Source organism: Jejudonia soesokkakensis, from assembly GCF_042664795.1.
GTDB classification, from domain to species: Bacteria; Bacteroidota; Bacteroidia; order Flavobacteriales; family Flavobacteriaceae; genus Jejudonia; species Jejudonia soesokkakensis.
In genome coordinates, this window is sequence record NZ_JBHTBN010000001.1 from 713,863 (window position 1) to 728,350 (window position 14,488).

Sequence of the window (14,488 nt, forward strand, 5' to 3'; positions counted from 1 at the left end):
TATTGTTTAGAAAGTTTTTTATTAAGTAAAAGAATTTTAAGCCTTATGGTGAGATACCGAATAGATACCATAAAATATTACTATATATTAATTAAAGGCGACTAACAGTTCTTTATTAAATTAGTTTTGAATTTATATTGACCTTGGTAAATCGAGGATCTGGTAAAATAGTTAGTCGTTCTAAATAATCTACTATTATTGATAGACACCCTAAATCATCAACAACTTTTCCTCTAAGATGATAAATTCCATTTGAACGAATATCATATTTTTCAGCTATAAGAGGAAAATGTACTGTATCAAAAAAAGTTCCTTCTGAATCTATAAAAGTACCAAAGTGCATTAGGCGTTTGTCTTTTGTTGGAGTTCCTTTTGCAGTTACAAGTTTGCCGCATATACTAATTTGTTTATTAATACAATGCTTTAAATTATTTGCAATAAATTTACTTGGCAAAGGCTCTGCCAAAAGATCGAAAGTGGAACATAATGTAAATCCTAACAATTCAAGTTGATCATAAGCATCTATTATTGTTTCAGTATAAAAATTGGGAATTTTAAATGATCTCTTTTTTTCTTTAAATAAAACTAAGTGTTGTTTATCTGAATTAGATTTATCTAGTTTCAAATATGCTTCCCAAAGTAATTTGTGTTTATCAATCCCTGTAAATCTAAACGCATCTATTCTAATTAAAATAAGTAGCTGTTCAATTCCAATTCTAACTCTATCTAGAAAATTATCAAAACATTCAAACTTGCCATAAAGACCTCGCTCATTTAAAATGGCTTGTGAAATTTTAAAATCCAATGCCTTTAGCATTCCTAGCCCTAAGTAAACTGTTTTTTCTTTAATAGAATTTCCATGGTCACTATAATTTATGCAAGGTGGTTCAACGAAACCTCCCTTTGCTTTTATTTCATGAACGTAAGTTTCAATATTGTAAAAACCACCTCCATTATTTAAAACAGCGGTCATAAACTCTAGTGGAAAATATCTTTTTAGATATAAAGATTGATAACTTTCAACTGCATAAGAAGCTGAATGTCCTTTTGCAAACGCATATCCAGCAAAAGCCTTTATTTGCTCCCAAACTTCTATAGTAAGTTCTTTACTATAACCTTTGCTTAAACAATTTGATATAAATTTCTTTTCAACCTGTTCAAATTGCCCTTTTGATTTCACTTTCCCCCTCATACCTCTCCTTAAAATATCAGCTTCAGCCAGTGAAAGTCCAGCAAATTTATGTGCCACTTTTAAAACATCTTCTTGATATACCATTACTCCGTAGGTGTCCTCCATAATATCTAGCAATACAGGATGTGCCTCTTTACGTTTTTCAGGGATTCGATGACGTAGGATAAATTCGTTTTTCATCCCTCCATTTGAAACACCCGGTCGGATGATACTACTAGCAGCTACGAGGTTTAAGTAATTATTTGTTTTTAGCTTAGTCATTAAAGTTCTCATAGCTGGTGATTCTACATAGAAAACTCCCATGCAATCTCCTGTATTCAACAGCTTATTGATTTTAGGATCCTTTTTAAATACTTCAGTATCATCAATATTTATAACCTTCGCATCTGGTTGATTATAGGATATAATCTCTAAAGTGTCTTTTATTTTTGATAGACCACGTTGTGCAAGAATATCGAATTTAAAAATGCCTACCTCTTCAGCAATATTCATATTAAATTGAACGGTCTGAAACCCCTTAGGTGGCATAAAAGTACTTGTGTAATATGAAATTGGCTTTTGAGTTATTATAATTCCTCCTGAATGTACGCTTAGATAATTAGGAAATCCATGTATATAATGCGCATACTTTTCTACTAATTTCAAGTAATCACTACTTGCACTTTTTTTAACTTTGAAGCCCTTAAGATGATGGTCAATTTCATATTTTGGAATGCCGAACACTTTACCTAATTCTCGAATAACAGCACGATATTGAAAGGTTACATAGGTACCCATCAATGCAGTATTTTTAAATCTTCGGAAGATATAATCGGTAATATCATCTCTATCCTTCCAAGAAAAATCAATATCAAAATCTGGAGGACTGCTTCTGTATTCATTGATAAACCTTTCAAAGTAAAGATCTAATTCAATTGGATCAACATTTGTAATTCCAATGATATAAGCTACTACGCTATTTGCACCACTTCCTCGCCCTATGTAGGGATAATTTTTTGATCGGGCATATTCTAAAATGTCATGATTAATGAGGAAATAAGAAACAAAATTCATTTCCTTAATTGCTGCCAATTCTTTCTCTACGCGCTCATAAACCTCAATAGATGGATTTCTATATCGTTCTTTTATTTTGGCATAACACAACTCCTCTAGTTGTTTAGCATCTTCTTGTTTATTCTTACCGTATATAATTTGATTTTGATTGACACGATGTTCTTCAAAGTAAAAATCAACTTGACAACTTTTTAGTATAGTATCAGTATTAAATAACAGTTCAGGATAATCTTGATACATTACTCGTAAAATTTCAGGAGGCAAAAGTATATCATTAGGATCAGCTTGCTCACTTTTAGGTAATTTGCTTAAAAGTGTATTTAAGTCAATTGTTCGAAGTAGTCGATGTGCATTAAAATCTGATTTATTTCTAAACGTGACCGCTTTCTGGATTACAAGATGCTTTTTTAAATCTGCAAATGGAGAAAAAGGTAATCTATTTAGATCCTTTGGAGATATTCCAACAAATTCATTTTCAGAAAAACGATATAAACGTTCCTCCATTGCTTTTTCAAATGGATAAATGATATAACAATTTGGGAGTGATGGTGCAATGGATGAAAACTCACTATGATTATGCAAATGAAAAGTTACATGTTGATTAAGTTCTTGAAAACCTTCATTATTTTTTGCTAATACTATGTATTTCTGATCAATACCGTTTCTAATATCCACACCTACAACAGCATGCATTTTTTTCTCTTGTGCCTCTTTTATAAAATTTAAGCATGCGCTTGTACTATTAATATCTGTTAAAGCCAGCTTAGTTATTCCATTTTGCATTGCTATTTCTAATAAAGTAACTTCAGAAAAAGTACCATAGCGTAGAGAATAATATGAATGACAATTGATATACATATGTTGATAACTTGGATGTCAAAATTAGAATAAAATTAGGAATAATTCCATAATTTTGGAATATATCCTATGAGTAATAAAACAATAATACACTTTGATTTAGATGCCTTTTTTGTGTCCTGTGAAAGAAGGCTTGATAGTTCCTTGAATAATAGACCTGTAATTATTGGCGGTACAGGATCTAGAGGAGTTGTTGCAGCAGCGAGTTACGAAGCAAGAAGATATGGTGTTCATAGTGCTATGAATATGAGTCTTGCCAAACAACTTTGTCCTAAAGCTTTTGTAATTAGAGGAAATGGTGGATTGTATAGTAAAATGTCTAAAGAAGTAACTGATATTCTTTTAGAGGAATTGCCAATTGTTGAAAAAGCGAGTGTAGATGAATTTTATGGGGATCTGACAGGAATGGATAAATTTTTTGGTTGTTATAAATTTTCCAAAGAATTAAGAGCAAAAATTATTCATGAAACTGGATTACCCATTTCATTTGGACTTTCAATAAATAAAACAGTTTCTAAGGTTGCAACAGGTGAGGCTAAACCTAACAATCAAATGAACGTAGCACAAGGTTATGAAAAACGATTTTTAGCGCCTCTATCTATTAAAAAAATACCGATGGTAGGTGACAAAACATTCAAGCAATTTTCCTTATTGGGTATTAGAGAAGTAGGCTTGGTACAGCAAATGCCTATAGAACGAATGATTTCTGTTTTTGGTAAAAATGGTAGAATTATCTGGGAGCGTTGTAATGGAATAGATGATAGTCCAATTAGACCCTTTTATGAGAGAAAATCTATATCAAGTGAGCGTACTTATGGAAAAGATACTTTTGATCAGGATATAATTTATACAACACTTTCAGCCATGGCTGAAAATCTTTCATTTCAATTACGAAGGGGAAACAAATTAACTTCTGTAGTTACAGTTAAAATACGATACTCTGATTTTCAGACTTATTCTAAACAACTTAAAATTAAGCATACTTCAGCAGATCATATTTTAATACCTACAGTTATAGAATTATTCAAAAAATTATATGATCGCAGAGTACTTGTAAGATTAATTGGTGTTCGTTTTTCTGGACTTACTGAAGGTCACTATCAAATTGACATGTTTGAAAACACAAATAAAACAGTTAATTTATATAAAGCAATGGACCTTATTCGAAATAAATATGGAGATCATCTAGTAAGAAGAGCTAATACACTTGGAGAAGGATCTCGCACCATTGGGAATCAAGGAAATCCCTTTGATGGTCGACCTCCCATTTTATTGGCCCACAGACATCGATAAAAATTAATTTAATGAATAGCTTTAGTAAAAATTTATACTTTTTCTGCTTTTAAATTTACATCATATGGATAAGCGAAATGTTTTAAATCTAAACCATTTAACCAATCATTTCTATCCTTTTCTTTAATAATGATAGGCATTCGTTTTTTATTATTATGAATCTCTGCCATTAATTCATTAGCATCAGTTGTTGCGATTGTATAGGAAGTTACTTTCTCATTTGTTTCTGGGTTGGTCCAATCACTGTAAAACCCAGCAAATCCAAATATTTGTTGATCCTCGGGCATTATTAAATATTTCTGTTTCTCTTTCCCTTTTGGATCAATCCATTGCCATTCATAATATCCATCTGCCAGTATTAGGCATCTATTTTTCACAACACTTCTGTAAGCTGGTTTTTCATTGGCAGTTTCTATTCTGGCATTGAGAGTCATTTTTTTTATCTGATCATTCTTTGCCCAAAATGGTATTAACCCCCAATTAGCAAAGTTAATATGACCTCTGTCCTCGTCTAATATGACTGGATTAGGGCTAAATGAAAATCCATTAATTTCTAATTGAGGATTGTAATTTTTTGGCTTTACAAAAGTGGCATTAAAGGAATTTTCAATTTTTGAAAGTTCAGAATTTAGTTTTGTACGATAGCACATATCCAGTGTTTTTAAAGGTTAAAATTCTAAAGTCAATATCTATTATTTTTAAAATAATTGTAAATTTCACTATATAAATTTATATAAAGAAGAGCAGATAAAGATTGAGATAATCGTAGGAACTTTAGATTCCGTCAACATTGGAAATCACTGCTCTTTTAATTTTTACTCAATTATTTTTTTGAATTGATATTAAAAGTTTTCAACTAAAATTGCAATGAATAAAATTAAAGTTATTGTTGGTATTGATATCTCCAAAAATGTTTTTGACACTTATAGCCTAAATAAAGGTCATTATCAATATACAAATAATATCTCAGGGTTTAGATTATTTAAAAAATCATTAAGCAAAGCACATTGGTGTATTATGGAAGCTACTTCTTGTTACCATTATCAGCTAGCTTGTTTTCTTTCAAAAAAAGGTGTAAATGTTTCAGTTGTAAATCCTTTAATTATTAAGCGTTTTATTCAGATGAAATTGAATAGAATTAAAACTGATAAAAGTGATGCTGAAATGATTTTTCAGTACGGTATTCAACAGCCTTTAGAATTGTGGCATCCAAATCCAGCATATATTGAACAATGTAAAATGATTCAAACAGTCATTCAGCTTTATTTTAAACAAACAACATCTATCAAAAATAAAATTCACGCTTTACAAAGTAGAGGTCATATACATGGAAAAATGGTACGTTCACTGAAGCGTCAATTAAAAATGGTTCTTAAAGAGATCGAATTTTTAGAAATCGAATCAGAAAAACTCATAGAAATCCATCAAAAAAATCTATATACCTCAATTCAAACTATACCTGGAATTGGAAGAAAAACAGCGTTACTACTAATTATTTCAACTAACGGTTTTAAAGACTTTACTAATGCAAAACAGGTATCATCGTATTTTGGATTTGCGCCGAACGAAAGAACCTCAGGAAGCAGTGTTAGAGGAAGATCAAGAATAAGTAAGGCGGGTAACCCCATTGTTCGGAATCATTTATTCCTATGTAGTTTTACTGCAAGTGAAAATAACCCTCAGTGTAAAGCCTTATATGACAGAATTGTTAAAAAAGGAAAAAGCAAAAAATTAGCTCTAGTTGCTGTATGTAATAAATTAATTAAGCAATCTTTTGCTATTGCTAAGTCAGGTATTCCGTATGACATGAATTATAGTACTAAGTTGCAAAAACAATAAATCTATAACCGTTGTTATGTCACGTTTATCAATTACGTTTCCTTTTTTGCAACTAAGCTATTTGCTTTATTCAGAATACAAGAAAACTTGCCGTGATTCTCAAATGCTATTTGTTTAGCAGCAAACTTCTTGGCTCCAAAAAGTATGAATTTATTTTTTCAGGAGTAGCGCAGAGAGAAAATTCAGAAATGTGTCGTAACGGTCTAGTGTATGATTTCGTTGCGTGTTTAAGCACTAAATTTAGCAAATAAATCACAGATAGAAAGTCCGCGAGGACTTTCGTAAGTAGGCTCTAACTAGCAATGAATTATACACATTGTTGCCAGTAGTATTTTATTCTTTCATAAGTTTATTCAAGTTTTGAATCAGCTTGTCATCGTGTCTTGCATAAATCAAAATTTGGTTCTTTGGTTGTATTCCTGGCTCATTAGAATAATAATAAAAGCTAATTGAATATTTATCTCCGCCAATATGATTTATTTCATATGGACGATAATTCTTTTCGGCATTTTCAATTTTCCATTTTTTTGATACAATTTCTTTTTTATAAGTATCGTAAACTAAAAAGTCAGAAGTTGTTTCAAAAATGAAAACAGTATTCCACTTTCTTTGTATATCATAAATACTGTTAAGTGATGTAACTAATTCCTCTTTATTATTTTTCTTGAAAACGATGTTGTATTTATTATTCTGCCAATAGTATGTAATTCCAGATTTAAAATCTTTTTCAGGTCTATATATTTTTGTCTTTTTTATCTCTCTAATTACTTCAGTTTCTTTGCTAGCTAGAATGTCAATTGATTTATTTGTGTCAATCGAGTTAATTATCCAATCGCAGTAATTTTCGTTATACTCAATTTTTGTTTGTTCCTTTTTTATTGTTTTCCAATTGTTTATCGAATACTCAAGCATTTTTAGAGTATTGACAATATCAAATTCACTACTTACTTGACGGACAACAATTCCTTTTTTACTTAAAAGAGGTTTACCTTTTCTCGCTCCATCGTAGTTATATTTAATAGTTCCATTGTCAAAACTTAAAAAATAAATTGGTTCAGCGGTTCCAACATAGTAATGATTGAAGTCTAAAAGTATTGGTTCGTTGTAATTTAGTTTTTTAGCTAATAATTCCGCCAATTCTCCAATTATTTGAACCTTTTTAATTTCTTCATATTGGTAACCTGTTTTTATTCGAGTTTTAACATTACCAGATTCAGTCACAACCCAAAAATCTTGATGAGCAGAAACTGTCATTGAAGTAAGCAACAATATTAGTAAAAATGCTATGCTCTTGGTTTTTTTCATATTACTGGCAACGGTCTAGTATAAGAATAGTAGCGGATTTTTACGCACTAACTTTTCGGTTAAAAGCAGACCTTTATTATATTAACTTACTATATTTTAGCGATTAAAACGCTATTATTTTTATACATTGTTGGCAATAGTATTTTAGCGAACTCTTTCTATTCTAACCATTTGTTCAAATTTTTCCATATCAGAATTTGGATCAAATTGTGTTTTTATTTCGTGCAGATAAGAAACTTCATTTCCTTTTAATTTCATTTCTTGTTGCGCAAAGTCAATTCTATTCCTTCTTATATCAAATAAAGATTTTGCTATGTCTTTCCATTTAAATTTAACAGTATTTTCTAAAATCTCTAATGGTGCTTTTATAAATAATTCTAATGGTGTAGTTGAATATTTGAGTTTATGATATTTCAAATGTTGCTCATATTCATTTAGTGCATATTCAATTTGTTCTAATGCTTCTTTAGGATTAATATTTGGTTTAATTAAATCCTTAACAAATTTCCTGAATTTAATAAACTTATAAGTTGTATCTGGGTCTCTTCTAAAGTCAAGTATTTGCTCGAAGCTTGTTAAGTTAGAAGGTACAGGAATCTTTTTTAAAATTACATTCATAACTGATTCAGATGATGAAGTAAATGTAAATCTTCGTTTATTGTTGTTATTTCTAACAGAAGTACTTATGGATTCTTTATCGTATATATTATCGCTATATGCGACTCTCAACTGATGGATAATTTCAAAAAAATTATTTAAGTTTTTATCAATTGGCTCCATACCTTCTATTTCTGCACTATCTCCATAGGTTTTGACAGGTATTTTATTTTCTCCAATTACAAAAAGTTTTCCGTCATCTGATACAAAATCCTCTGTTCTAGATTTAAAGTCTTCAATAATATTGTCAACGTCCTTAATTCTATTGTCTAATTCATCTTTTTCTTTATTAAATAAAATTAGACCTTCATTATATTTTTTTATTAATGCAATTTTTTTTGGGTTTTTATCTTTTTTCAAAGCTTCCATCAAATCTTTTGATGAAGTAAATGTGATAAAACCTTCTTTTATCAAGTAATCATAATTTGCTTTGTAATATGCGAAAACTTGCTCTCCTTTCTTTCCGTCTAGAAATCTCTTTTGGTAATATAATTGTTTCAAAAATATATTAAACAAGACAGGGTCAACAGAGATTTCATCAAATAGAAGCAAATCCCTTTTTATATGATAGAGATTTAATCCATCATCGAAACTTAAAGGTTTAATTGCAATGTGTTTCATATATTATTGCCAACGTCTCTGGTTATGATTTCGGTGGGGATTGGCAGCTTTGCATTGGCGCGTGATTATCTCGCCAAAGGCGAGGGGAAGCGCAGCCCATTTTTTGGCTGTGCGTGCGTTTCGGAAGCGCAATGGCAAGCTGTGTGTCGAAATCCAGTCAGATTAGTTTTAAAGTTTAAATATAATATTAATTATCAAGCTATGAATTCAGCCCCACTGAATTATAACCGTTGTTGGCAACAGTATAGTATTAGTTAGAATCATGATTTTTCCAAATTTCTTTTCTTCGCTTGTACAGATGTTCTTCGATATCTAAAATATAATTCGCATGATTTGAAGCTCCGATAAAATCGGGAAATAATGTGAGATTATTGATGTTCATATTATTTAGTGAGGCAAGAGAATCATTTTTTATTGAATCATCAAAGACAATTTTAAAAACCTGAACACCTTTTGAAGAGGATTTAACCTCCTTAATAACTTCTTCAAAAGCTTTTTCAACAGGTATTCTAATGAAAAGCCCTTGTTGACTAACTAGTCTAGGGTTATCATGAGAAATTGGTTTTACAAGTTCGAATTGGTTCTTATTTTCTCCTAATGCTATTTTAATATCATTAATGAAATTTTCAGAAAATGCCCAAAGGCATCTATTTCCTGAATTAGAATGTCCTTGAAGGGCAAAAAATAAAGCCACATATGGAGATTCTGATAAATCAAGAAGTGGTGTATATAGACCAAAATGTTGTCCAATTGCCAAAACTTCATTTTCAGAAATCTTATTTAATTTTAATTTGCTTCTACCTCTTAGATTCTGCTTAAAATTTATAATATGTTCCTTAACTAATTTATTCACGTCTTTTTCTAACATTTTTTTATTGACTGCACGAGTTAAAGTGCTTTCTAAATTCCAATTAGCATCTGCATGCCCTCTAAAGCAAAACCTATTAAAGAAAGTAAACGTGTCATCAATAAATTTTGATAACTCATCCCAGGAATTAAAATGCTTCTTATGAATTTTAGTCATAGTTAATATTGTTGCCAACGGTCTCGGCTATGAGTAGTTGCGTGGGTTAGCACTTAACTTTGCAAGTACACACCAAACTGAAAATCCGCGAGGATTTTCAGAAGTAGGCGAGAACAAGCAATTACTTATAGCCAATGTTGTAAGCCGTTTTTATTTTATTTTTATTTTGTCTAATAAGTTCTTAAGTCTTTCAAGAAGTTCATCATATAATACAAATTCAATGTCCTTTAAACTTTCTCGAAGATTCTTAAAATGATTCCGTTTAATTTTTGTGTTAAGTTCTTTTGTTGAGCCTGCTACAATTATTACTCTTGGATTAATAATATTAACATCAATTCCTTCCTCACTTTCTGTTTCAGTTTGTTCCTTAATTGCTGTAGTATAACTCGAAGCATTTTCTTTTGATTTTTGCAAATAGTCAGTTGCTTGTGCAATTACCATAGAAACATCTTTTGTCCAATACCAAGTTTTATGACTTTTGTCGTATTGAATTAAAGGTGTGTTATTTTTTTTAAGTTCATAGAAATCAATATATCCGTAAATGTCAACCAATACTAAATCAGGATACTTTGTTATTCCTGTAGCTATGTTTTTATAGTTGATTTTGTGTGCATATCTTGTGTCAAATAGTGTAATGTATTCATCAAAGAATTTTTGCCAAGTACTTTCAGGTGGATTTTCTTTTAGTAATGTTTCGTATTTTAAAATAATCTCTTGTAATGTTAGAATTTGAGCATTCTTTTGAAGTCCAAATGACATTCTTTTTACTAAATCTGCTCTTTTGTATTTTTTTGCAGCATCTACATAAAATTCGCCAATTTTTTCAATATCATCTGCTGTTAATTGGTCAATCAACTTTTGATTTAGATTTCTTAAAATCAGCTTTTTATTATTGTTAGTTTCTTTGTGGTCAAATGCAAGTTCTGGAAATGCACCAACCAAAAAATTTTTAATTAATATTCTTTTTGTGTCATTGCAAGCTCTTTGTTCTTGATTTGTGCTTGATAAAAGGTCTTCAAGTTCTTGAACATTTAAAACAAGTGCTTTTCCTTTTCGTTTTGAAGCAGAAGTATCATTTATTATTAATGAATTAATTCGAGAATCCTCAAACTGATATTTAAAAAAGTTATTTAAGGTATTGTCACTAAATCCATAGCCAAAACCACTAAAGAAGGCAGGAATTTCGTCAAAGCCTTCAAATTTTATTTTTTTTATTGTCGCTCCATCAAATTCAAAAATGTATTCGTTTCCTTTCTTTTCATAAATCTTGACAAAATCTTTCTTTTCGTCCTCTTTATGTTGTCTGTAAATAATTTTTTTATCTCCTTGAATTTCCTCAAAAAGCAATAGTTTTTTAGTTTCTTGAATTTGATTTTTCATCTATTGTTCTTGGTTTGGTCAAATGGCTTACAACGTCTCTGGTTATGATTTCGGTGGGGATTGACAGCTTTGCGTTGGCGCGTGATTATCTCGCCAAAGGCGAGGGGAAGCGCAGCCCGTTTCACGGCTGTGCGTGTGTTTCGGAGCGATGGCAAGCTGTTTATCGAAATCCAGTCAGATTAGTTTTAATGTTTAAATATAAGATTAATTATCAAGCTATGAATTCAGCCCCACTGAATTATAACCAATGTTGTAGGTAGTTTTACATGTTCTCATTTATTAGTTTTAATTCTTCATTTAGATCAAAGCTTTCATTTTTTTTAATTTTCAGTTTATGAGTTAGATTAAAATCGAAATCGAAACTTTCTCTAATTTCTTCAAATTCACTAAAAATGTTTTGTGATATTTTCAAACATATATTATAAAAAAGAGTTTTTTCTTCAATTGTATCTGGAATATTGTATTCTATTATTTGTTTAGAACTTAAAATTGATTTTTTTTTGACATCAAAGTTGTGTGCTGCAACTTGATTTCTATAATCATATAAGTCTTTCCATTTTTGAATTCTTTGCAGCCCGTATTTGTTTTTCAATCTCACATTTTTTATTCTTTCGGAATATTCAGTTCCTATATAACTAGGATTGAATTTTTTGTATTCATCCAAAAACGAACAAAATTGAATTATTGAATATTCAGATATAGATGCAATAATGAGATTTGGATATTCAAACTTCTCTAAAAAATTATCTGAAAATTTAATCTTTCTCAATTCACTTTGGTTCTCAATTGTTTCCTGTAAAGTATAAACTGAAACTTTTATTCGAGTTATTAAAAATGCAAGTGAGTATAAATTAGCTTTTAAGTTTGTCATTAATATTTTTGAGTATTCTGCGAAAATTACCTACAACGTCTCTGGTTATGATTTCGGTGGGGATTGACAGCTTTGCGTTGGCGCGCGATTAACTCGCCTTTGGCGAGGGGAAGCGCAGCCTGTTTTACGGCTGTGCGTGCGTTTCGGAGCAATGGCAAGCTGTTTTTCGAAATCCAGTCAGATTAGTTTTAAAGTTTAAATATAAGATTAATTATCAAGCTATGAATTCAGCCCCGCTGAATTATAACCGTTGTTGTAAGTAGTTTTTCTTCTCGTTACTATTTCGGTTAATTTATTAAGTTTTGTTTGATCAATTTTTTTCCAATCTGTTTTATTAAATTCCAACGTATTGAACTTTTTCAAACTCCGATAAAGTGGTAAAATAATTGACTCAAAATCTCCAATCAATTCATAAATTACCTTTCGATTTTTTGCTATTCCGCTACTATTTGAAATAATCATATTAATTTTTTTTCCGCTTTGTTTTAGTTCAAAGTAATAACTATCAGGTTCCATATTCCAGCATATTTCCGATTCGATTCCATTCAGTGCTAAAATCAGAGCTTCGCAAAGTTTGTCTGTTGGATTTTCGGGAATATTTGAAGCATAAAATTCTAAATTAAAATCATTAGAAATTAGTTTAATCGGAAGCCATCCATTTTCTGGATTTCCTAAATTGAGTTCTATTTTTCTTAGTTTGGTCAAATTACTTACAACGTCTACGGTTATGATTTCGGTGGGGATGGACAGCTTAGCGTTGGCGTGCGATTAACTCGCCTTTGGCGAGGGGAAGCGCAGCTTATTTTTTGGCTGTGCGTGCGTTTCGGAGCAATGGCAAGCTGTATATCGAAATCCAGTCAGATTAGTTTTAAAGTTTAAATATAAGCTTAATTATCAAGCTATGAATTCAGCCCCGCTGAATTATTAACCGTTGTTGGTAATAGTTATTTCAGTTGAGTTTTGTGTTAATTTCCAATCCTTCAAGAAATTCAGTTTTCTTTTTATTCCATTCATTGTTTTTTAAATAGGTAGTTGACCAAATGTAAAATTCTGTTCCGTTTAAAAGCATTCGGCTTGTCATTAGCAATTCTCCATCTCTCATTGAAGTTTTTATTTCGCGACCTTCTAATCCATCAATTTCGAAACTATTTGATATTACCACTTCTCCAGAGACCATTTCAGCACCTTGTTTTTCTGCGTTATCATAAAAAACTTTTAGGGATGGTTTGATTTTCTCTAAATCTTCCTTTCTGTAATTTGAATAAATAACTGCGAAAGCCATTCTCTCAGTTTTATTCTCAAAGTATGCTCTGTTTAAATCCATTTGACCAAACATATTATTTTGAACTGTATGGTTTTCGGTAGGTTTCTCTTGGAAATCAATTGAAAAACTAAAATTCTCTGGAGTGTAGATATATTTCTCGGTCAATTTTTTATTTACTTGTCCTTTACAAGAAATTAAACTTAAAATTAAAATTGAATAAATCAGTTTCTTCATAATTATTACCAACGGTCTTGTGTATGATTTCGTTGCGTGTTTCAACAACTAATTTAGCAAATACAAACCGAATAGAAAATCCGCGAATATTTTCGTAAGTAGGCGAGTACTAGCAATGAATTATACACGTTGTTACCCAACGTTATTTTACTGGATTTTCCTTTGTCGACCATCTATATCCAATTCCAGGTTCTCTTTGCCAATACTTACTATGGAATTGTTTCATAGATGCTTTAAATTGTCCTAAAATCAGTATTGAATCGCTGTTAGAAGGCAAAGACTCATCATCAAGAAGGTCTAGAAATTCAACTGTCGGTTCATTTTTAAGTATGTCCTTTACTTGCTCTAAAACTCTATTGACACTTTTTACTTTGAACTTGTTAAGTGGTTCGTCTGGCTTTTTCTTGGAAAATTCTTTCATTTCTAGATAAATAGATTCTATCAATTTATCGAGCATCTCAAATTTTTCAATTTCTGCTTCAGTTGGTAAATGTTTCTTTTTCGCCATTTATTTTATGTTTAATTTTTTAGGTTTGATAGTTTTAATACTTGAAGCTTCTCCGTCAACTATCCAAAACCAACCGTGTTCATAATCTTTTGTAGTAATATTATCACTTCTTAATTTTTCTAGACAATTAAGATATTGCTCGAAAATCATAGTTACATCACTATTAGTAGGTAAATCGTCATCATCAAAACTATCAAAACCTTGTAACGGTTTATAATCTTCTGTCAATAAATCGTTTGCATCAATTAAAAGTTGATTAATGAATTTTAATTTGAATTTATTTACTGCGTCATTAGGACTTTTTCGGGATAACAAACCTATCTCTTTATAAATTCCATCAATTTGACTTTGTATTTTTTCAAATTTAAATACTTCTGTTTCAGTCATAA

The 14,488-nt window shown here is 30.5% G+C and carries 13 protein-coding genes; 2 read left to right on the forward strand and 11 right to left on the reverse strand.

Annotated features, from left to right (window positions below; translation table 11 throughout):
- Positions 1 to 115: 115 nt before the first annotated feature.
- Positions 116 to 3,103, reverse strand: a complete 2,988-nt coding sequence (locus ACFQO1_RS03245) for a DNA polymerase III subunit alpha (RefSeq protein WP_380216536.1) — start codon at positions 3,101 to 3,103, stop codon at positions 116 to 118.
- 69 nt (positions 3,104 to 3,172) lie between these two features.
- On the opposite strand from ACFQO1_RS03245, the gene dinB reads away from it, so the two are divergent.
- A complete protein-coding gene (dinB, locus tag ACFQO1_RS03250; protein ID WP_380216537.1) occupies positions 3,173 to 4,396 on the forward strand; it encodes a DNA polymerase IV in 1,224 nt (407 codons plus the stop codon).
- 32 nt (positions 4,397 to 4,428) lie between these two features.
- On the opposite strand, the gene ACFQO1_RS03255 is transcribed toward dinB, so the two are convergent.
- A complete protein-coding gene (locus tag ACFQO1_RS03255; protein WP_380216538.1) occupies positions 4,429 to 5,046 on the reverse strand; it encodes an SOS response-associated peptidase in 618 nt (205 codons plus the stop codon).
- A gap of 217 nt (positions 5,047 to 5,263) precedes the next feature.
- On the opposite strand from ACFQO1_RS03255, the gene ACFQO1_RS03260 reads away from it, so the two are divergent.
- Positions 5,264 to 6,235 carry an IS110 family RNA-guided transposase gene (locus ACFQO1_RS03260; RefSeq protein ID WP_380216539.1) on the forward strand — a complete coding sequence of 324 codons (972 nt, stop codon included), beginning with the start codon at positions 5,264 to 5,266 and terminating at the stop codon, positions 6,233 to 6,235.
- Positions 6,236 to 6,568: 333 nt separating this feature from the next.
- Here ACFQO1_RS03260 and ACFQO1_RS03265 read toward each other — a convergent pair whose 3' ends face one another.
- The 9 genes from ACFQO1_RS03265 to ACFQO1_RS03305 all read right to left on the reverse strand — a co-directional run bounded on the left by ACFQO1_RS03265 (position 6,569) and on the right by ACFQO1_RS03305 (position 14,486).
- The gene (locus tag ACFQO1_RS03265) at positions 6,569 to 7,540 is read right to left on the reverse strand and encodes a hypothetical protein (RefSeq protein ID WP_380216540.1); all 972 of its coding nucleotides are present in this window, start codon (positions 7,538 to 7,540) and stop codon (positions 6,569 to 6,571) included.
- Between the two features lie 144 nt (positions 7,541 to 7,684).
- On the reverse strand, positions 7,685 to 8,818 hold the full coding sequence (locus ACFQO1_RS03270; RefSeq protein WP_380216541.1) for a hypothetical protein: 1,134 nt from the start codon (positions 8,816 to 8,818) through the stop codon (positions 7,685 to 7,687).
- Between the two features lie 250 nt (positions 8,819 to 9,068).
- Complete coding sequence (locus ACFQO1_RS03275) at positions 9,069 to 9,842, reverse strand: FRG domain-containing protein (protein ID WP_380216542.1); 774 nt, start codon at positions 9,840 to 9,842, stop codon at positions 9,069 to 9,071.
- 150 nt (positions 9,843 to 9,992) lie between these two features.
- Positions 9,993 to 11,222 carry a Shedu immune nuclease family protein gene (locus tag ACFQO1_RS03280; protein ID WP_380216543.1) on the reverse strand — a complete coding sequence of 410 codons (1,230 nt, stop codon included), beginning with the start codon at positions 11,220 to 11,222 and terminating at the stop codon, positions 9,993 to 9,995.
- Positions 11,223 to 11,484: 262 nt separating this feature from the next.
- Complete coding sequence (locus ACFQO1_RS03285) at positions 11,485 to 12,093, reverse strand: hypothetical protein (protein ID WP_380216544.1); 609 nt, start codon at positions 12,091 to 12,093, stop codon at positions 11,485 to 11,487.
- A 219-nt stretch (positions 12,094 to 12,312) separates the two neighbouring features.
- Positions 12,313 to 12,798 (reverse strand): hypothetical protein, encoded by a 486-nt coding sequence (locus tag ACFQO1_RS03290; protein ID WP_380216545.1) that lies wholly within the window; start codon positions 12,796 to 12,798, stop codon positions 12,313 to 12,315.
- 244 nt (positions 12,799 to 13,042) lie between these two features.
- The gene (locus tag ACFQO1_RS03295) at positions 13,043 to 13,591 is read right to left on the reverse strand and encodes a hypothetical protein (RefSeq protein WP_380216546.1); all 549 of its coding nucleotides are present in this window, start codon (positions 13,589 to 13,591) and stop codon (positions 13,043 to 13,045) included.
- A gap of 142 nt (positions 13,592 to 13,733) precedes the next feature.
- Complete coding sequence (locus tag ACFQO1_RS03300; RefSeq protein WP_380216547.1) at positions 13,734 to 14,099, reverse strand: hypothetical protein; 366 nt, start codon at positions 14,097 to 14,099, stop codon at positions 13,734 to 13,736.
- Entirely contained in the window at positions 14,100 to 14,486 is a 387-nt protein-coding gene (locus ACFQO1_RS03305) for a hypothetical protein (RefSeq protein ID WP_380216548.1), read from the reverse strand.
- Positions 14,487 to 14,488 lie beyond the last annotated feature (2 nt).

Coding starts and splice junctions, on each gene's coding strand:
- ACFQO1_RS03285 (WP_380216544.1), bottom strand. CDS start 12,093: ATGACAAACTTAAAAGCTAATTTATACTCACTTGCATTTTTAATAACT.
- ACFQO1_RS03255 (WP_380216538.1), bottom strand. CDS start 5,046: ATGTGCTATCGTACAAAACTAAATTCTGAACTTTCAAAAATTGAAAAT.
- ACFQO1_RS03280 (WP_380216543.1), bottom strand. CDS start 11,222: ATGAAAAATCAAATTCAAGAAACTAAAAAACTATTGCTTTTTGAGGAA.
- ACFQO1_RS03305 (WP_380216548.1), bottom strand. CDS start 14,486: ATGACTGAAACAGAAGTATTTAAATTTGAAAAAATACAAAGTCAAATT.
- ACFQO1_RS03275 (WP_380216542.1), bottom strand. CDS start 9,842: ATGACTAAAATTCATAAGAAGCATTTTAATTCCTGGGATGAGTTATCA.
- ACFQO1_RS03300 (WP_380216547.1), bottom strand. CDS start 14,099: ATGGCGAAAAAGAAACATTTACCAACTGAAGCAGAAATTGAAAAATTT.
- dinB (WP_380216537.1), top strand. CDS start 3,173: ATGAGTAATAAAACAATAATACACTTTGATTTAGATGCCTTTTTTGTG.
- ACFQO1_RS03245 (WP_380216536.1), bottom strand. CDS start 3,103: ATGTATATCAATTGTCATTCATATTATTCTCTACGCTATGGTACTTTT.
- ACFQO1_RS03265 (WP_380216540.1), bottom strand. CDS start 7,540: ATGAAAAAAACCAAGAGCATAGCATTTTTACTAATATTGTTGCTTACT.
- ACFQO1_RS03270 (WP_380216541.1), bottom strand. CDS start 8,818: ATGAAACACATTGCAATTAAACCTTTAAGTTTCGATGATGGATTAAAT.
- ACFQO1_RS03260 (WP_380216539.1), top strand. CDS start 5,264: ATGAATAAAATTAAAGTTATTGTTGGTATTGATATCTCCAAAAATGTT.
- ACFQO1_RS03295 (WP_380216546.1), bottom strand. CDS start 13,591: ATGAAGAAACTGATTTATTCAATTTTAATTTTAAGTTTAATTTCTTGT.